Consider the following 18,469-nt stretch of genomic DNA (forward strand, 5'->3'; position numbering starts at 1 on the left):
AATTATTATTACTGATTTAGTGAGAAAATTTTTATTAACCATAAAATATCTAAATCCATTTTACTCAATCATAAATAAACCTTGGCTCTTTATTTTTGAATTATTAATTGGTTTTTTATATGTATTTCTGCTATCTTTATTTTCTATTTGGATAGTATTACATTCATTAGAAATAGATTTTTCTGAATTTAGTTCGGAGGATAATCGAAGTTTTCAATTTTCAATTATTATTTTACATACAGCAATTTATTTGTTTATAAGAGTTCATGGCCAGTATTGTAAGACAACTAAGCAAAAAATTAAAAAGCTGAAAATGAAGTTTTATTTATGGTTTTGTTCTATGATTGCAAGTATTGTATATATATTTGAATCACTCTTTAATTATATGAATGGAATCCAAGCAATTTATTTTATTTTTGTTTTAATGATTGCTTTAGAAAGAACAGTGACACATTATAAGAAATTTATAGATTTTTTAGAATGTGAAAATTTGTATGAAAAATATTTTTAGAGAGAAAAGTCTTTTGAAATATAAAAAGTTATACCTACTAAATACTGGACGAGTAAAAAAACGCTATTCTTTTTCTAGAATCATAGGAAAAGATAGCGTTTTTGTTTAATATACTCAAAAACAAAAATCTTTTGGTAAAGTACCATTTTTAATAACTGTTCTTAACCCATGTTTTATAATCCAAGGATTAATAGGATGCTGTTTATCACGTAATTGCTGTAACCACTGAAAAACGAGTTCTTTATCTTTTTTCGTAATATCGTTAATATGATTGGCTACAGATTTTTGAACATATTTAGAAGGGTCATTCATTAATGGTTCAAGAAGTTGTAAATTGTACTTAAAATCACCTTTTAGAGCTCCTATTTTTTTAGCCCAAGGAAGCCTTGGTCTTGTACCTTCAGAAACTAATCTTCTAATGTGGCTGTTTTCGTCATGAATCCACTGTTGCAATATGTCTAGTGTATCTTCATGATATGTTTCAAGAAAAGGCCGAATGGCATATTCAGCAGTATTCCTTTTCGTTATTTCATACATTGCATTGAACGAGATTTTAAAATCGTTAAGCCCATATTTTTCAACGTATTTTGCAAGAGGCATATACATATATCCATTTGTAAATGTGCCTACTTCTGTTGTATTTTCTGGTCCTAATGTCTTCAGTAATATATGTATTGCGGCATTAAAATCTTTTTGTAAAGCATTGTGTAATTCATCTGCAATTACTTCAATACGCTGTTTTAACTCTAAATTTTCAACTTTACAAGCTACAGAATCTACAAAGATGTTTTTAGAGAAATAAGGATCGTGTTTACAAATAGAATCAGCTATTTTTTCTGCTAATTCTTCATTAAATAAAAATTTTAACGGAACATATTTACCCATTTTTTCACCTCGGTGGTCAAATGAAAACAATTTTTATTTTTTAATCGACAATCCATAAACCAAAGTCTCACTCGGAGTCGTAATACTAAAACCTGTCGTCTTATAATCAAGTTTCACCGTATCACCAGTGTAGTCTTTCGTGAATGAATCCATTTGTACGATAAGCTCTGCATCTTCATATACAACATCATCTGCGTTATATGTATCCCAAATTAAATCGACATCAACGAAAATACTACAAGAGTTCGTCATTGTTCCTCTAATGCGAACGATCTTTTTATCTTCAAGTTCTAATCTATGTATAGCTGCTTTTGCTTCATCAGTAATGCGAATGTTCATTGTATCCCAACCTTTATTTATATTTCCTTTATTATTGCAAAAACAGGAGCAATAGGGAAGTAAAGAGGTTTGCAACAAAAAACGAGCAAACAAATTTGTTTGCTCGTTTCACTTTATTTTAGTTCACATTTATCAAGTGGAATCACTTTTGTTTTTTTCGTAAATTTATAACCTAACCATAGTACTAAGAAGAGTGGTAAACCGATGTAAGAAACGAGTACACCGTTCCAGTCGATTGACTCACCCATAAATGCCCCGTAGTTTTGTCCTAAAATTACGATGATACAAAGTGTAAATGCAAAGATTGGACCGAAGGGGAACCATTTTGCTCTATATGGTAAGTCATTTAAATCTTTTCCTTGTGCGATATACGCTTTACGGAAACGGTAATGACTAATTGCAATGCCGACCCAAGCGATAAAGCCAGACATTCCTGATGCATTTAATAACCAAATGTATACAACACCGTCACCGAATAAAGAAGCAATGAAAGCAATACTACCGACAATCGATGTTACGATTAATGCGTTAACAGGTACACCGCGGCTATCTAATTTACCAAGAAACTTTGGTGCCTTCCCTTGGCGAGCTAAATCCCAAAGCATACGAGTTGATGCATACATACCAGAGTTACCAGCAGATAGTACTGCCGTTAAAATAACAGCGTTCATAACAGAAGCAGCAAAGGCAACGCCCGCTTTTTCGAAAATAAGTGTAAATGGACTTACTGTTACATCACTTGCAGCAAGACTTTCAGTTGTATAAGGAATTAATAAACCGATAACGAGAATCGCAAGGATATAGAATAAAAGAATACGCCAAAAGATTGAACGAATTGCTTTTGGGATATTACGTTCTGGATCAGATGTTTCACCAGCAGCTACTCCTAATAGTTCAGTACCTTGGAATGAGAAACCAGCTGCCATAAACACACCGATAATTGCCATGATACCGCCGTTAAATGGTGCATCTGCAACAGTGAAGTTTTTGAAGCCAACCGTTTCGCCGCCCATAATTCCAAAAATCATCATGAAACCAACAATTAAAAAGATAATAATCGTAACTACTTTAATAAGTGCGAACCAATATTCAGATTCACCAAACCCTTTAACAGATAAGTAGTTTAAAAGGAAAATAATAGCTAAACATAATCCGCTCCAAATAAGAGAAGGGGTATCTGGGAACCAAAATTTCATAATTAATGTTACAGCAGCTAGTTCAGCAGCAATCGTAATTGCCCAGTTATACCAATAGTTCCATCCAAGTGCAAAGCCAAGTGATGGATCAACAAATTTTGTTGCGTACGTACTAAAAGATCCAGTAACAGGCATGTAAGCTGCGAGTTCAGCTAAGCTTGTCATTAAAAAGTAAACCATAATTCCAATTGCGGCGTATGCAATTAATGCACCACCAGGTCCAGCTGAATGGATGACACCACCGCTGGCAAGAAATAGTCCGGTACCAATTGTACCGCCGAGAGAAATCATCGTAAGGTGACGAGATTTTAATCCGCGTTTTAATTCACCTTGTCCTTGTGTAGTTTGCGTTTTAGAGGTAGATTGATTTGTTGCGCTATTCATGTTCAACACTCCTTTTCTTGTAGGTTAGGAAGGAGCGGGGGAGAAAAATACAAAAAACCGCCAAAGGAATTTGGCGGAACGTTTCACAAATAACCACCCCATCATACCCTTCCGTTAAGATAGCACCCCACGTTTACACGGTAATTTTGTAAACGTGACAGTTCTGTTCCTTTCGGAGACAGCCCCAGCTCATATTTCCAGAGAAGAAATATAAACTTCGGCAACTTTTCCTTTCAAACGGAGTCGGTGACATTCTCTGTGTCTCGTCCGTCGTACTCTTAAAAGTCGCAACCTCTACCTCATCGGATTGATGAGGATTTGATATATTGCTAAGATTTTTAATATATGGCAATTGTAATGACTTTCTGAATATATTGCAAGATATTTTGTTAGGAAAAGTCAAAAAATATCGGTTATTGTATAGGAAACGCTTGCAAAACTCCACCCGAACCTACTATTATGTAGCAATAAGCAAAGAAAAAATTGTTATACAAATGTTTCGCAAAAAATATTGAAAAACCCTCTAAATTAAAAGAAAATTCAGAAAAATATAATTCGACATTCATAATAAAGTCATATTATTTGTTATAATTAGAGTAACGTTTAAGCAAAAAGGGGAAATCAAAATGAAATTAGAAACAGAAAGGCTCTATATAGTGCCGTGTACAGAAGAGAGGATTCAAGTCGCTAACGAGCAAGGATACAATAGCGGCCCGCATATTGTAGGGCATGTAAAGAATGTAAAACAAGATGCAACTTTATTACCATGGGGGGCGTGGTATGTTCTTCGAAAAGAAGATGATAGCGTTTTAGGTGATATTGGGTTTAAAGGGAAACCAAACGAGGATCAAACAGTAGAAATTGGCTATGGATTCATTGAGAAATATTGGAATCAGGGCTATGCAACAGAAGCTGTAAAAGAACTAATCGATTGGGCTTTCAAAACAGGTGAGGTAGAAACAATAATTGCAGAGACACTTCTAGATAATTATAGTTCGATGCGTGTTTTAGAAAAGTTACATATGAAGAGAGTAAATGCTACAGAAATGATGATTAATTGGAAAATAGAAAAATAAAAAATACCGCTCTAAATTGAGCGGTATTTTTTATAGTTATGGTAGCATTTGCTTCTGATCATTCGGATACTCAGCCGTTGACGTATTAGGACGATTGGAATGATTACGAACAGCAATGAAAATAGAAATAATAACGACAAGACCAACTGCAACGTAAGAAAGTGAAATAATAGTTGGATCCACTTTAAATGTAGTAAGCAGTGTACGAATGTTTGTAAAGATAATAAGACCACCAACTAATACGCCAAGTAAATGAGAAGGAACGATGCGAACTAGCCATGCCGCGATTGGTGCCGCTACGATACCACCGAGCATGAGAGAAAATACCCAAACCCAGCTTACTTGTTCCCAGCCAAGTGAGATGAAGAAGCCGATTGTTGCAGCGAGTGAAACAGGAAATTCACTCGTATCTACAGATCCAATAACTTTTCTAGCTTCATTTCCTCTTGCTAGAAGAACAGGTGTCGTAATCGGCCCCCAACCACCGCCACCAGTTGAATCAACGAATCCAGCGAATAAACCAAGCGGCACAAGTTGTTTTGCAGACATACGCTTATTTGAAGTGACAATTTGTTTTTGAATGATGAATCGTAATAAAATATAAACCCCTAAAGTAAATAAAAATACGGAAATGTACGGTTTGATTACATCTCCAGGCAAATTACTTAAAAAACATGCCCCAACAAATGCGCCGATTGCCCCAGGTAATGTAAGCCTGGAAACTGTATATTTATCAACGTTTCCAAATTTGATATGAGATGCGCCAGAAGCTGCAGTTGTAACGACTTCAGCTAAATGAACCGATGCGGAAGCTACAGCCGGTGCAATACCAAACATTAATAATAGTGAAGTAGACGTTACCCCATACGCCATTCCGAGTGCTCCATCGATCAGTTGAGCGAAAAATCCAATAATAGCAAAGACAATTAATTTCTGCATAAATAATCCCCCTGTAATAATAAATGAAAAAGACACTTTTCCCGTATGAGAAAAGTGCCTTTGGTTTTTCCAATCAGCAATAATTAAATTTGTTTCATTATAATACATATTAATCGTATAAATCAACTAGGTTTTAAAGTTTTTGAATTGAATGAAATAAAAATAAAATATACAATAAAAGGATGGAGAGAAAGGGGAGAAAGACATGTTACGATTTGATCATCTTGTTCACGCAGTTCATGGTACACCGGAGGAAGCGGCAAAACAAATGCAGGAACTTGGATTTCATACTGTATTAGGCGGAGAGCATACGAATTGGGGTACTTGGAATAGTTTAAGTTATTTTGATTTATCATATATAGAATTTTTAGCAGTTCAACATGAAGAAAAAGCGAAAGAAGCAGAAAATCCATTAGTACAAGAAACAGTGGTGAAACTACAAAATGGAGAAGGAATGCTACAAATCGCGATCCGAACAGATGCAATTGAGGAGCTAGCAGTTAACTTTAATAAGTACGGCTTACATACGATAGGGCCATTTGAAGGGAAACGCATGAGAAAAGATGGCCGGCTTTTAGAATGGAAAATGTTATTTGTTAGGCAAGAAGAGAACGGACCGAAATTACCTTTCTTTATACAGTGGAATGAAACGGACGAAGAAAGAAGAAACGATTTACGTAACAGTAGGACGATCACTGAACATAAAAACAAAGTGCAACAAATTGAAACGATTCATTACGCAGTAAAAAACGTTCGAGAAACAGTACGGAAATGGAAAAAAGTAATGGGACTATCTACAAGTTCAGTTGTGAAAAATGAAAAATGGAATGCTGAGAGTCAAAGTGTAGTGTTTGGAAATATTCATGTGCAGTTTTGTGAACCGATTGGAGAAGGGCTAGTACTAGAACATTTGAATAAGAATGGCGAATATCCATTTGCAGTAGAGTTTAAAGGTGGAAATAAACGAGAGCATGAAGTGCTAGGTAGTTTGTACATATATTAATAGAGGTGAACGTTGTGGAAGAAATGCTTAGGGAGATAGAGAGAATACTAGAATGGCCTCGTATGTTAAAAGCGACTGTTATTTCAAAAGGCTTTTCATTCGATGAGAAATATAAAATTGAATTAGAGAGTGGGGCCTCGTATTTTATTAAAGTATGCGATTCATCATATTTTGAACGGAAGCAGGAAGAATATGAATATATGCAGCAGCTAGATTCTTTACATATTCCTATGCCAAAATTAATTCATTTTATTAGTCTTACTAAATTCAATAAATGTGTACAAGTTTTTGAATGGATTGATGGATTAGATGGTGAAGATATATTAAGAACGTTGTCTACAGAAGAGCAGTATAGGGCTGGAAAAAAGGCTGGAGAAGTACTAAAAAAGATTCATTTAGTTGAAAAAGAAGATAAAAGTAATTCATGGGAAATGTCTATATGGAGTAAATATGAGAGATACTTAGAAGCGTTGAAAGAATATGAAGTAGACTTTTTTCGTTTAAATACAGTGATAGATTTTGTAGGAAATCATAAAGATTTATTAAAAAATCGTCCCATCGTATTTTTACATGACGATTTTCATCCGGCTAATATAATGATTGACCAAAATGAGTTTCGGGCTGTCATAGATTTTGCTAGATTCGATATTGGTGATCCTATTCATGATTTTTATAAAGTAGCACTATTTACAACGAATATAAGCAAACCATTTGCGGTTGGACAAGTTCACGGTTATTGCGGAGGCGAACCATCGCTTCATTTTTGGAAACTCTATACATTGTACGCCGCGATGACATTCCCAGCGGATATCGTTTGGACGAATCGAAGTACGCCGCATTTAGTAGATGATATGAAGGAAAGATTAAATGGAATATTAGAAGAGCATAATCATTTTTCATCTTATATTCCAAAATGGTATCAATCAAGCGAATGTAATAAATAAAGGAGTAATTTATATGGATAAAATAGCAGTAATTTCAGATATTCACGGTAATATTCAAGCATTAGAATCCGTGTTGAATGATATTAAATTAAGAGGAATCGAGCGCATTATTTGTCTTGGAGATTTAGTAGGAAAAGGACCTCATTCCAGTGAAGCAATTGAAATCATTCGTAAAGAATGTGAAGTAGTCGTAATGGGAAACTGGGATGATTTTATTACAAAGCCGACTGAATTTGAAGCATTAAAATGGCATCAAAAACAATTATCGGAAGAACAAAACGACTATTTAAGAAGCTTACCATTTTCAATCGAGTTTTATATGAGTGGAAAACTCATTCGTATGTTCCACGCCTCACCGAGAAGTTTATATGAAAGAATTCAACCACACGCTTCAAGAGAAGAGCGTATTAGTATGTTCGAAAATAGTGATCTGACAGAAAATATAGAAGGAGAAAGAAAACCAGATGTCGTTTGTTACGGTGACGTTCACCAAGCGTTCGTTCAAAATTTCAGAGGGAAAACGTTATGTAATGCCGGCAGCGTAGGAAACCCACTTGAAATAACGCAAGCTTCCTATTTAATATTTGAAGGAACTTACAATGAAAAAGAAGCAGCGAGCTTTTCTATTCAACTTGTACGAGTACCGTATGATATTGAATTAGCTATCAGACTAGCAGAAGAACTCGAAATGCCAGAAATTGAAGAATACAAACAAGAATTACGGACTGCTTTATATCGAGGGTTTAAGGGGAAGTAAGCTAATAATATATCAACGATTTTTCAAATATATCTATCATAACTTAAAATATATCAACGATTCGACAAAGGATATCGATTTACCGACAAATAGTGACATGGATTGTTACTTATAATTGCATTATGTAAACTAATTATAAAGGGAGATATCATGAACCGAAAACAACGAATCAAAGAAATTGCAGATCATATTGTAAAGCTAAACTTAACCTATCCAACAAGAGTTGGAGTAAGTGGTATTACAGCATCAGGAAAAACAACATTTGCAAACGAACTAGCGGAAGAAATAAAAAAACGAGGATTACCAGTAACACGCGCCAGCATTGATGATTTTCATAATCCAAGAGTGATTCGCTATGCAAAAGGAAAAGAATCTGCAAGAGGGTATTATGAAGATGCACACGATTATACAGCTTTCAAAGAAAGATTATTAATGCCTTTAGGACCTAACGGGAATTTACAATATGAAATGATTTCTCATAACTTAATAACGGATATGTCTGTACATAATGAGCCGCTATTGGCCACGCAAAATATGATATTAATAGTAGATGGAACGTTTCTATTGAAAAAAGACGTTGCGTATTTATTTGATTACAAAATCTTTGTAGATACAAATTTTGAGATTGCGAGAAAACGTGGTACGAAGCGGGAAACTGAAGCTTTTGGAAGTTATGAAGAAGCAGAGAAGATGTTTTTGAACAGATATCATGCGGCCTGTAAGTTGTATATAGATGAGCATAATCCAAAAGAGTGTGCGAATGTTATATTTAAGAATAGTGATTTAGGAAATCCAGAAGTTATATTTCATGAAAGAGCGTAATACATAATCAGAAATATATGTATAGCCTTTTGTTTATTGTTATAATTAAATTAATTTTATGAAGCAAATAAAAGGGGATAAGACAATAAAAAACGCAAAAAGGGGACAAGAAATATAATGAATGAAGTACTCGAACTAAAAGAAGAACTACTACAAATTAAAAATAACAATTATGCTGTACCAGAAGACGTAGATGCATATCCATATGCGCAATGGATGCTAGATTATATCGGATCACCTGATGCTGAATTACGTGATGATTTAATTTATAGTACGCTTCACACATGGATTACAAATGATGTATTTAGACAAAAAGAGTTAAGAGGATTAATGTTACAAGCAATTAGTCCTGATTATTTATTTTATAAAATTGGTGAAAAGGGAACAGACTCTGTATTTAAACGTGCATTCTCCGTATTAATTCCACCACTTATTTTATCTGTTCATGAAAGAGAACCGTTGTTATCGGAAGAACAATTGTACAGTGTGGCAGAACAAGTGTTGGAATATGTATATTTAGAAGAAGATGTAAGGGGCTACGTAGAAGGAAAAGGCTGGGCACACTCTACTGCACATGCAGCAGATGCGCTCGATGCGTTAGCACGTACAATTCAAAATCGTGAGTTTTCATATGCGATTCTTGCGGCTGTTCGTCAGAAGGTTCGATTGAGTGATTACGTATATGTACACTTTGAGGATGAGAGATTAGTAAAGCCAATTATGTCGTTACATAACCAAAAGCTTTTAACTGAAGAAGAGTGGAGCAATTGGCTACATAGTATAGCAACTGTTGAGGACATCCGACATCCGCAGCATGCTATTTTAGTACAAAATATTAGATCGTTCTTAAGAAGTTTATATTTCAGAGTTTTAGAGACAGAGGGTAGTACAGCCTTTACAGATGATATATTGGAGACTTTGAAGGGTTTGCGTAGATATTAAAATAATCCATAATTAGAAACAAAGAATACATGTTCATTTTGAAAAATTTATTAGAAATTTATTTTTACATTGTACCCTTTTAGTATAGGCTGAAAGGGGTGTCAAATGAAAAAATTATTAAAGTCAGTGAAAATAATATTTTTAATATGTATTAGTATGATTTTCTTTGGAACAGGAGCTGTATTTATATATCATAACTGGCAATTAAAAATGGAATCGAAATTAATGAACAATAAAGGTGAACTTGTTAATTTCGATAATAAAAAAGTGAATGTTTATAATGAGGGGAGCGGGGAAGATACGTTTGTATTTATGGCCGGATCTGGAATTGCCGCTCCTGTTTATGAGTTGAAAGGCTTATACAGTAAATTTTCGAAAGAAAACAAGATTTCTGTAATTGAGAGAGCTGGTTATGGATACAGTGATGTTTTTCAAGATGATAGAGATATTGATACGATACTAGAACAAACAAGAGAAGCGCTTATTCGAAGTGGGAATAAACCACCATACATCTTAGTACCACACTCTCTATCGGGTATTGAGGCCATTTATTGGGCACAAAAATATCCAAGTGAAGTAAAAGGGATTATTGCGTTAGATATTGGTTTACCTAAACAGTACGTGACTAATAAAATAGGTATGATTGATTCATTAAAAATAAAAGGGATGAATATTTTAACGAAAATTGGTTTTCAGAGATTAGCTCCCTCTATTACTTATAATCCCGAAGTCATTCGTCAATCCTTTTTAAACGAACAGGAAAAAGATGTTTATAAAGCGCTTACGTATAAGCGGGCTTTTAATGATGATATGAAGCAAGAACTTTTACAAAGCTACAATAACGGTAAAAAATCAAATTCTTTATCGATCCCAAAAGAAACACCTATGTTATTTATAGATGCGATTGCTAGGCAATATAAAGATTCGAAGTATACAAAGCAAAAAAACAAAGATTATAAGGAGTTTGCTAGCAAGTTATTAATAGCTGATGTGAAAATAATTGAAGGTACACATAGTATTTATTTATATGCTCCTGATGAAATATACAAAATTGCTATGGATTTTATTAAGAATAAAGTAGTGAAGAACTAAGCAATTGTTATTTTAGTGATGAAAGGTCTACATAATGAAAGTATATAACATATTAATTGTTGAAGACGATTTAATTATAGGAGATTTATTACAAAAAATTTTACAGTGTGAGAAGTATAATGTGTATTGGGAGAAAGAGGGAAGGAAAGTTCTTGATATAATTCATGAAATAGATTTAGTCGTAATGGATGTTATGTTACCAGGCGAAGATGGTTATCAAATTACAAAGAAAATAAAAAATCTAGGATTAAATATTCCAATTATATTTCTATCAGCAAGGAATGATATGGATAGTAAACTAAAAGGTTTAACTATTGGAGAAGAATACATGATAAAACCTTTTGACCCTAGAGAGTTGTTGTTAAGGATTCAGAAAATGTTAGGTAATCAATATGGTATGTTCACGCAAATTAACCATGTATTTATAGATGCAGAATATAAAAGAGTTTTTATTAATGATTTGCGTAATGAAGTTGCTTTTACAGCAATTGAACGTAAAATATTCTTCTATTTATATGAAAATAGAGATAGAATTTTATCGAAAGAGCACTTCTATGATTACCTATGGCAACTCGAAGATAGAAATCAAAATATCATGAACGTACATATAAAGAAAATCAGAACCAAAATTGATGATAAAACAGGTGATATTATTCAGAACATATATGGAGAAGGGTATAGATTAAATACCTATATGAAGAAATGAACTTAAAGAAAAAATATCAGTTACTATTATTCTCCGCTATTATTAGCGTACCACTGTTATTGTTGTTGATTAGTATCTTTGTATCAGTTATTTATAATGCTGTCTTTAAAACTAAAAATAAGAACATCCCTTTTCACGAATCCTATGCATATCCTACTATGTTAATCATATTTTTGTTATCACTATTAGTATTAGCTTTTGTATTTTCAAGGTCGATTAACACCGTATTAAATAAAATTAATATATTAAATCAAACAATTCGAGATTTGGCGAGTGATAAAAAAATCCCTAATATAATAGATGTTAAAAGCGATGATGAAATGGGAGAACTGATTAAATCAGTAAACTTGCTTATAGAAAGAACAACTTATCGAGAATTGGAACTACAACAACAGGAACAAATAAAAAAGGAACTATTAAATAAATTACGGCATGATATTAATACACCCTTAACAGCGGTCAGATTACAATTATATTATTTAGAAGGTGAGTACAAGGAACAAGCACCAGTACTTGAATCACTGTATGAGCAGATACAATATATAAGTGATTTAACTAACGAATTTAATATGCAATCTACCGAAACCTTAGAGAATACTTATATTGTGCATGATGAAGTGAATATACATAATTTAATAGAAAATATGATTAAAAAATGGAGCTATTTGTATAACATTCATAAAATTGAATTAGTATATAATCCACAAGATAGAGAGTTGATATGGAATAGTAATGAGTTATGGATTCAAAGGCTATTTGATAATATTTTTCAAAATATCCTTAAACATTCAAAAGCTAAAAAACTTAAAATCATTATAGATGAAGATATTGTTTATTTTAGAGATAATGGGATTGGGTTCGATATAAATAGTAAAGGAACAGGACTTGGTTTGAAAAATATTGAAGATATATCAAAGATGTTTGATATAAAATACACTTTACAATCAAATAGTGAGGGGACAATGTTTTCATTTGAAAATACTAAAGTTTAGAGAAAATTACATAAAACCAATACCTCCCAACCATACTAATAAAATGTGTTGGAGGTGAGTTTAATGGACAAAAAAGATTTTGAAAAAGTGTATAATGATTATTTACATCAAGGGGAAGAGCAAGCTCAATTTGAAATAGCTCAGGAAGTTACTTCAGGAGCAGAACAAATTGTTGCTGTTCGTAAAAATGATGAAGGTGATTTGATTGCTTTTAAAACAAGTAGCGGGAGAGAGTTAGATTATATGACTGCTCTTAATGAAGCGAAATCAGGGAAGTTAGCTCATGTGGACGTATTTCATAAGTATGGCAGAGATATTATACGTAGTGAACCGGATGGAATAAAAGAAAATAACTTAGATAATTTACCTTCATTTTAAACGGGTAAACCTCAAGAAGAGAATGTTCATTTGGATATTCTCTTCTCTTCTTTTCTTTCTCTACAAATAGACGGTTCATTTCTACAGTGCAATCATACTTTTAAAGAGCGCTCTAAATTTCTCTTTATCTTCTGCTGTAAATGGTTTCGGTCCTTTTGTACGCTTACCACTTTTTCGAACCATTGCACTTAAATATCGTGTTTGTAACAATTGTTCAATGTTATCATTCGTATACTTATAGCCTTTATGGTGTAGTACGATACAGCCTTTTGCTAAAGCGAGCGAAGCAAGACCGTAATCTTGTGTTACGATTAAATCTTCTTTTTTTGCTAACTGCATAATTCGGTAATCAGCAGCATCTGCTCCGGAATCAACATATATTGTTTCCACACCTTTCGGCTGCTCTGCATTAGAATAATGAGAAAAACTAGTAACGAGTGTAACAGGAATTTCCGCATTCGTAGCTTCAAAAATAATTACATCTTTTACAGGACAAGCATCTGCATCAACGTAAATTTTCATTTTTATCACTCCTATAAATAGGTTCGTGTTGATAATAATGGTAGATTTAGGTTTTGTCAAACGAGAAAGCTTTATTTAAAGTTATTTTCACAAACCAAAATAGCCTCCCGCAAACGAGAAATACCTTCCTCAATTTGATTAATATTCACTTTTCCATAAGATAAGCGTATATAACCATCTTTTGCGCCGAAAATACTACCTGGCATAAAAGCAATTTCTTGTTTTAAACTTTGCATAATAAGTTGTTTTTCGTTTATCGGTTCTTTTAATTTTCCCCATATGTATATTCCACCGGTCGGATTTGAAAAAGAGATTTTATCATGAAGTTGCTCGTTTAAGGCGCGAACGATAACGTCTCTTTTTTCTACTAGTTGTTTTCGTAACGGTACGATATGCGACTGAAATGGTACAGTTTCAAAAAATTGTTGCATAAGCCACTGCGGGAATATGCTCATACCTAATTCCATTTGGTGCCTTGCGTCGGATAATCTTTCTACTACAGACTGCGGGGCAACGAGCCAACCAACTCGTAAGCCTGGTGCAATCATTTTTGATAAAGAATGTACATAAATGACAGTTCCATTTTCATCAATTGATTTCAAAGTAGGGCAAGGTTGTTTCTTTTCTAGCGTAAGTAAACTAGACGGATCATCTTCCACAATCGCAATTCGTAAGTCTGCACAAAGTGATAATAGTTTTTTTCTACGGTTTGGATGAAGCATCGTTCCCGTAGGGTTTTGGAAATTTGGATTTAAAAAGATCATTTTAATACGGTGTTTTCTATATAACTCCTGTACATCGTCTGGATTAATGCCGTGTTCATCGACAGGTAATGGGAAAATACGAATACCTGCTGATTGGAATAACGGCAAGGAATAACAGTGTGAAGGACTTTCGAAAGCAACAGCATCACCTGGATTTAATAAACATTGCACGATAAGGTGAAGTGCTTGCTGTGCGCCAGATGTAATCATAATGGATTGTTCAGTCGCCTCAACTTTTAAATATTCCTTCATATATTTTACGACCGCTTGTCTTAGCGGGAGATAGCCTTGCGGATGATCGTAACTTAATGAATGCGTTAACGGTTGTTCACGTAAAATCGCTTGTAGTTGATCGTGGGGATAAAGATTACAACCGAGCTCTCCGTTTGCAAAATCAATAATGTTTTCATTTTGTTGTACTTCTGCCCGAATATGGCGAAGTAACGGTAAGTTTGGTAAAAACGTACCACCTTCTACGAAATTTCTCCAGTTGGGTGTTAATGTTGGAGAAACGCCCCACATATGTGTACTTACACGTGTACCTTTACCAGTGGTACTTTCTACAATTCCCATCGCACGAAGTTCATTATAAGCAGTCGTTACTGTACTTCGGTTTACATTTAATTGCGTAGCTAATTTCCGTTCTGAAGGTAGGAAGCTTCCTGGAGGAAGTTCTCCGTATGTAATGCGTTTTTCAATAAAGTCAACAACTTGCTGATAAATAGGGATTTTACTGTCACTATCTAGTTTCCATTCCATAAAAAACGCCTCCGTATCTCTTATATACATCAAGTATAGCAAATTGGCTGGGTAAAAAAACAGCCAATTGGACGGTGTTATATCCAGCCAATTTTACTATGCTAAATAGGGAAGGGGAGATTCGGATGAAACGATGGCAAATGGAATGGCTCCTAGTATCAGTTGCATTAGTATGGGGAGCAAATTATACAATAGGAAAGTATGGAGTGGCATTTATGTCATCCATTCAATTTAATAGTTTACGATTTTTAGTAGCATCACCGGTATTATTACTTATCACTTTTATGATGGAACGCTCATTACGTATTGAAAGAAAAGATTGGCTACGATTAGTAGCAGTCGGTATCGTTGGTACGACAATGTATCAAACGATGTTTATGCTATCTGTGAAATATACTTCAGCAACGAACGCCTCATTATTAATTGCAATGTCACCTATTTTTACAGGGATATTAGCAGTATTGCACAAACAAGAACGTTTTTCGATGAAAGTACAAATTGGTTCAATAGTGGCCTTTGTTGGTGCAGCATTCGTTTTATTAACAGGGCATACAGGAGGAGCTACTTACGAATATGCGTGGCTCGGAAACATAATTGGATTAGTCGCAGCGATTGCGTGGGGATGGTACCCAATATTAGCGCAACCTCTTATAACAAAATATTCCGCAATGAGAGTCACATCTTGGTCAACTTTAATTGGAATTGTACCTCTCGTTGTATATTGTTTATTCAACGTAAACACATTAACGTGGCCAGTAGACATGCCAAGCTGGGGGTCTCTAGCATATTCAATTGTCTTCGCGACAATCTTCGGACTTGCAATGTGGTATGTCGGTATTAGTAAAATAGGCTCAACGAAAGTAATGGTTTATATGTATCTTGTACCATTGTTCGCAGTTATCTTTGCGGCAGTAACTATTGGAGAGCAAATCAATATGATGCAACTGGTTGGCGGACTTATTATCTTTGTGGGTCTATATGTTGTAAAAAAAGGTGGAATCAAAAAGCCAGCTCTCAATTTGAAAAAGGTAAGCTAACAGTAAAAATGATCTCTTTCATATAGAAGGAGATCATTTTTTGTTTCGTAATAAAAGCGCTTGTTCAACAGCCCATTTTTGATGATCATGAAGTAAATATTCTATAGCATGTAATGGAGACATCCACCGCAAAACATGATCTTCCTCACAGTTTTCAGTTTGTGTCTGCACCATGTTCGCAATATAAAAAAATCCATCGTTTAAATAATATGTATCTTCTTTTTCCGCATAAAAATATCGCATTGCATTACCGATATATTGATTAATTTCAATTGCCCATCCTAATTCCTCTAGTAGTTCACGATGTAAGCATTCATCTTTTGTTTCGGTACCTTCCATACCGCCACCAGGTAAAAAATAACGGTCTCCTTTTTGGATAATAGCAATGTTTGAAGAAGTTGAGTTAAAAATAATTGCATAACAACTAGGTCGTAATACATATTGCTCAGTAGGCTTTTTATAACCAAAAATAAGTTTAGATATCATAAAATACGTCACCTCTCTATAAAATACACAAAAGGAATAATAAGGTAAAAATAGAATTGTATAAGTATAATCTTACGAGATTGGAGTGATAACAAAATGATAAATCGAAAGTGTTCGCGCTGTAAAGAAATTACAGGTACATTGCACGGTGGTAAAAAAATTAAGGAAGAATTTCTATGTGAGGACTGTTTACAAAAAGGAATTGCGAGCGGTGAAATCGAATTATCACAAATGGAGCAAGAACAAACTTCGTATCTTTCTATAAAAATATTAAAAATAATGAGTGTGATTTATTTAATAGCATCTATTTTAATGGCTTTTTCAACCGGTCCATTTATACATAATATAGGATTTGATGAAATGTCCATTTCAGGCCCAGAATTAGGTTTAATAAGTGTTGTTATGCTAGGTTCTTTATTCCAGTCTGTTCTTGTATTTTGCGGGATATGGGGATTAATCCTTTTAGTAGAAACAGTCATTAAAATTTATGAAAAAATGAAGTGAGTGAGAGGGAGAAACATATGCGAGTAAGAAACATCCAAGGGGAAGATTATGTAAAGATTCATTCTGTTTTAAATGATTGGTGGGGCGGGAGAGACATGGCTGCCATGTTGCCAAAATTGTTTTTCGTTCACTTTCAAGAAACGAGTTTTATCATTGAAGAAGATGGCGAAACGTTAGGTTTCTTATGCGGATTCTTTTCGCAAACGCATAAAGAGGAAGCGTACGTTCATTTTATCGGGGTAAATCCGAAGTATAGAAGAAGAGGAATTGCATCGACATTGTATTCGTATTTCTTTGATGTCGCACGTGCAAATAATTGTAAAGTTGTAAAAGCAATTACGTCACCAGTTAATAAAAAATCGATACAGTTTCATCAAGAAATCGGTTTTCGAATTGAGGCTGGGGATGATGAGATAGAGGGTGTATCGGTACATACAAATTATGATGGGAACGGCGGTAGTAGAGTTTTATTTTTGAAACATGTGTAAAAGTAGGCTAGCGAAAAGTTAGCCTTTTTGTTGTGAGGAGCTAGAAATATGGAGAGTAAACAAAGTAGAAATGAATACTTACGACGCATTTATAAAGTGCAAGATTATATAGAATCAAACATAAATGATTCACTTTCAATTGAAGAGTTAGCGGATGTAGCAGGATTTTCAAAGTTTCATTTTCATCGGATTTTTAAGGGGATAGTAAACGAGTCATTATCACGGTATGTAAACCGATTGAAGTTAGAAAGGGCAACACATCTACTTACATATCGGACAGATATGACGATTACAGATATTGCGTATCACTTCGGATTCACAGATTCAGCAGTTTTCTCCCGAACATTTAAAAATTATTACGGCGTAAGTCCGTCTCAATATCGAAACGACAATAGCAAGAATTGCAAAGACGTAAGAAGAACTTCTCAATACAATGAATGTAAGAAGGTTCGAGGTAATGTTGAAATTGTAACAGCGGACGATATAAACGTCGCATACATAAGACATATCGGTACATATGAAGAGTTAACTATAGCTTTTCCGAAAATGATAGAGAAATTATTTCATTACGCAGCTAAGCAAAACTATCATGTATTTGAGGATATGAAAGTATTAACCATTTACCACGATCATCATGAATTTACTGAGGACTATCATTTAAGAACAAGTCTATGTGTAACAATTTCAGATGAATCGACAGTAGAAACGAACGACGTTGGAATAATGGTAATACCTTCAGGCAAGTATGTAGTAGGACATTTTGAAATATTTCAAAATGAATATAAAGGAGCATGGGATTTCTTATACGGTGAATGGCTGCCAAATAGCGGATATAAACCGAGAGACTCGTATCCTTTTGAAGTATATAGAAATGATCCAAAGCAGCATCCAAAGCATAAACATATAGTTGATATATATGTACCTATCGAACCTTTTTAATCAT

The 18,469-nt window shown here is 34.1% G+C and carries 21 protein-coding genes, 1 pseudogene and 1 riboswitch; of the genes and pseudogenes, 15 read left to right on the forward strand and 7 right to left on the reverse strand.

The window, feature by feature from the left end; translation table 11 throughout:
• A pseudogene (locus GBN91_RS29265) lies at positions 1 to 511 on the forward strand (hypothetical protein); the annotation flags it as partial.
• A 114-nt stretch (positions 512 to 625) separates the two neighbouring features.
• Here GBN91_RS29265 and GBN91_RS16570 read toward each other — a convergent pair.
• From GBN91_RS16570 to GBN91_RS16580, 3 genes are all read right to left on the reverse strand, one after another.
• The gene (locus GBN91_RS16570; protein ID WP_149215633.1) at positions 626 to 1,396 is read right to left on the reverse strand and encodes a DNA alkylation repair protein; all 771 of its coding nucleotides are present in this window, start codon (positions 1,394 to 1,396) and stop codon (positions 626 to 628) included.
• A gap of 33 nt (positions 1,397 to 1,429) precedes the next feature.
• A complete protein-coding gene (locus GBN91_RS16575) occupies positions 1,430 to 1,735 on the reverse strand; it encodes an iron-sulfur cluster biosynthesis family protein (protein ID WP_001026167.1) in 306 nt (101 codons plus the stop codon).
• Between the two features lie 113 nt (positions 1,736 to 1,848).
• The gene (locus GBN91_RS16580; protein WP_001083386.1) at positions 1,849 to 3,315 is read right to left on the reverse strand and encodes an amino acid permease; all 1,467 of its coding nucleotides are present in this window, start codon (positions 3,313 to 3,315) and stop codon (positions 1,849 to 1,851) included.
• A 112-nt stretch (positions 3,316 to 3,427) separates the two neighbouring features.
• Positions 3,428 to 3,620: riboswitch (Lysine riboswitch) on the reverse strand.
• 321 nt (positions 3,621 to 3,941) lie between these two features.
• Between GBN91_RS16580 and GBN91_RS16585 the strand changes: the two genes are divergently transcribed.
• Positions 3,942 to 4,391, forward strand: coding sequence for a GNAT family N-acetyltransferase (locus GBN91_RS16585; RefSeq protein WP_000764607.1), 450 nt, complete (start codon positions 3,942 to 3,944; stop codon positions 4,389 to 4,391).
• A 36-nt stretch (positions 4,392 to 4,427) separates the two neighbouring features.
• Here GBN91_RS16585 and GBN91_RS16590 read toward each other — a convergent pair whose 3' ends face one another.
• On the reverse strand, positions 4,428 to 5,438 hold the full coding sequence (locus tag GBN91_RS16590) for a sulfite exporter TauE/SafE family protein (protein WP_002024365.1): 1,011 nt from the start codon (positions 5,436 to 5,438) through the stop codon (positions 4,428 to 4,430).
• Between the two features lie 97 nt (positions 5,439 to 5,535).
• On the opposite strand from GBN91_RS16590, the gene GBN91_RS16595 reads away from it, so the two are divergent.
• From GBN91_RS16595 to GBN91_RS16635, 9 genes are all read left to right on the forward strand, one after another.
• Positions 5,536 to 6,333: a VOC family protein gene (locus GBN91_RS16595; RefSeq protein WP_006926038.1), complete on the forward strand. Its 798-nt coding sequence runs from the start codon at positions 5,536 to 5,538 to the stop codon at positions 6,331 to 6,333.
• 14 nt (positions 6,334 to 6,347) lie between these two features.
• Complete coding sequence (locus GBN91_RS16600; RefSeq protein WP_152121789.1) at positions 6,348 to 7,277, forward strand: aminoglycoside phosphotransferase family protein; 930 nt, start codon at positions 6,348 to 6,350, stop codon at positions 7,275 to 7,277.
• 13 nt (positions 7,278 to 7,290) lie between these two features.
• Complete coding sequence (locus GBN91_RS16605) at positions 7,291 to 8,034, forward strand: metallophosphoesterase family protein (RefSeq protein WP_000357659.1); 744 nt, start codon at positions 7,291 to 7,293, stop codon at positions 8,032 to 8,034.
• A 150-nt stretch (positions 8,035 to 8,184) separates the two neighbouring features.
• A complete protein-coding gene (locus tag GBN91_RS16610; RefSeq protein ID WP_152121790.1) occupies positions 8,185 to 8,856 on the forward strand; it encodes a nucleoside/nucleotide kinase family protein in 672 nt (223 codons plus the stop codon).
• A 117-nt stretch (positions 8,857 to 8,973) separates the two neighbouring features.
• On the forward strand, positions 8,974 to 9,798 hold the full coding sequence (locus GBN91_RS16615) for a DUF2785 domain-containing protein (RefSeq protein WP_001006686.1): 825 nt from the start codon (positions 8,974 to 8,976) through the stop codon (positions 9,796 to 9,798).
• Positions 9,799 to 9,903: 105 nt separating this feature from the next.
• Positions 9,904 to 10,890: an alpha/beta fold hydrolase gene (locus GBN91_RS16620; protein WP_152121791.1), complete on the forward strand. Its 987-nt coding sequence runs from the start codon at positions 9,904 to 9,906 to the stop codon at positions 10,888 to 10,890.
• 34 nt (positions 10,891 to 10,924) lie between these two features.
• Positions 10,925 to 11,596 (forward strand): response regulator transcription factor, encoded by a 672-nt coding sequence (locus GBN91_RS16625; RefSeq protein ID WP_139849551.1) that lies wholly within the window; start codon positions 10,925 to 10,927, stop codon positions 11,594 to 11,596.
• Entirely contained in the window at positions 11,593 to 12,588 is a 996-nt protein-coding gene (locus tag GBN91_RS16630) for a sensor histidine kinase (protein WP_152121792.1), read from the forward strand. Before GBN91_RS16625 ends, GBN91_RS16630 begins: the two co-directional genes overlap by 4 nt.
• Before the next feature lie 63 nt (positions 12,589 to 12,651).
• On the forward strand, positions 12,652 to 12,966 hold the full coding sequence (locus GBN91_RS16635) for a DUF3892 domain-containing protein (protein WP_000358161.1): 315 nt from the start codon (positions 12,652 to 12,654) through the stop codon (positions 12,964 to 12,966).
• 81 nt (positions 12,967 to 13,047) lie between these two features.
• Here the strand turns inward: GBN91_RS16635 and GBN91_RS16640 are convergent, their stop codons facing one another.
• Positions 13,048 to 13,488, reverse strand: a complete 441-nt coding sequence (locus GBN91_RS16640) for a YaiI/YqxD family protein (RefSeq protein WP_000708761.1) — start codon at positions 13,486 to 13,488, stop codon at positions 13,048 to 13,050.
• Between the two features lie 71 nt (positions 13,489 to 13,559).
• Complete coding sequence (pdxR, locus tag GBN91_RS16645) at positions 13,560 to 15,011, reverse strand: MocR-like pyridoxine biosynthesis transcription factor PdxR (protein ID WP_006927573.1); 1,452 nt, start codon at positions 15,009 to 15,011, stop codon at positions 13,560 to 13,562.
• A 125-nt stretch (positions 15,012 to 15,136) separates the two neighbouring features.
• Here pdxR and GBN91_RS16650 point away from each other — a divergent pair, with 125 nt between their 5' ends.
• Positions 15,137 to 16,048 (forward strand): DMT family transporter, encoded by a 912-nt coding sequence (locus GBN91_RS16650; protein ID WP_149215635.1) that lies wholly within the window; start codon positions 15,137 to 15,139, stop codon positions 16,046 to 16,048.
• 33 nt (positions 16,049 to 16,081) lie between these two features.
• Here the strand turns inward: GBN91_RS16650 and GBN91_RS16655 are convergent, their stop codons facing one another.
• A complete protein-coding gene (locus GBN91_RS16655; protein WP_074047552.1) occupies positions 16,082 to 16,534 on the reverse strand; it encodes an NUDIX hydrolase in 453 nt (150 codons plus the stop codon).
• Between the two features lie 96 nt (positions 16,535 to 16,630).
• Between GBN91_RS16655 and GBN91_RS16660 the strand changes: the two genes are divergently transcribed.
• Genes GBN91_RS16660 through GBN91_RS16670 form a run of 3 tightly spaced genes read left to right on the forward strand, consistent with a single transcriptional unit; the run spans position 16,631 to position 18,465 of the window.
• On the forward strand, positions 16,631 to 17,038 hold the full coding sequence (locus GBN91_RS16660) for a DUF3980 domain-containing protein (RefSeq protein WP_152121794.1): 408 nt from the start codon (positions 16,631 to 16,633) through the stop codon (positions 17,036 to 17,038).
• A gap of 17 nt (positions 17,039 to 17,055) precedes the next feature.
• The gene (locus tag GBN91_RS16665) at positions 17,056 to 17,526 is read left to right on the forward strand and encodes a GNAT family N-acetyltransferase (RefSeq protein WP_016122751.1); all 471 of its coding nucleotides are present in this window, start codon (positions 17,056 to 17,058) and stop codon (positions 17,524 to 17,526) included.
• 48 nt (positions 17,527 to 17,574) lie between these two features.
• Positions 17,575 to 18,465, forward strand: coding sequence for an AraC family transcriptional regulator (locus tag GBN91_RS16670; RefSeq protein ID WP_152121796.1), 891 nt, complete (start codon positions 17,575 to 17,577; stop codon positions 18,463 to 18,465).
• Positions 18,466 to 18,469 lie beyond the last annotated feature (4 nt).

This window comes from Bacillus sp. B1-WWTP-T-0.5-Post-4, from assembly GCF_009183795.1.
GTDB lineage: Bacteria > Bacillota > Bacilli > Bacillales > Bacillaceae_G > Bacillus_A > Bacillus_A cereus.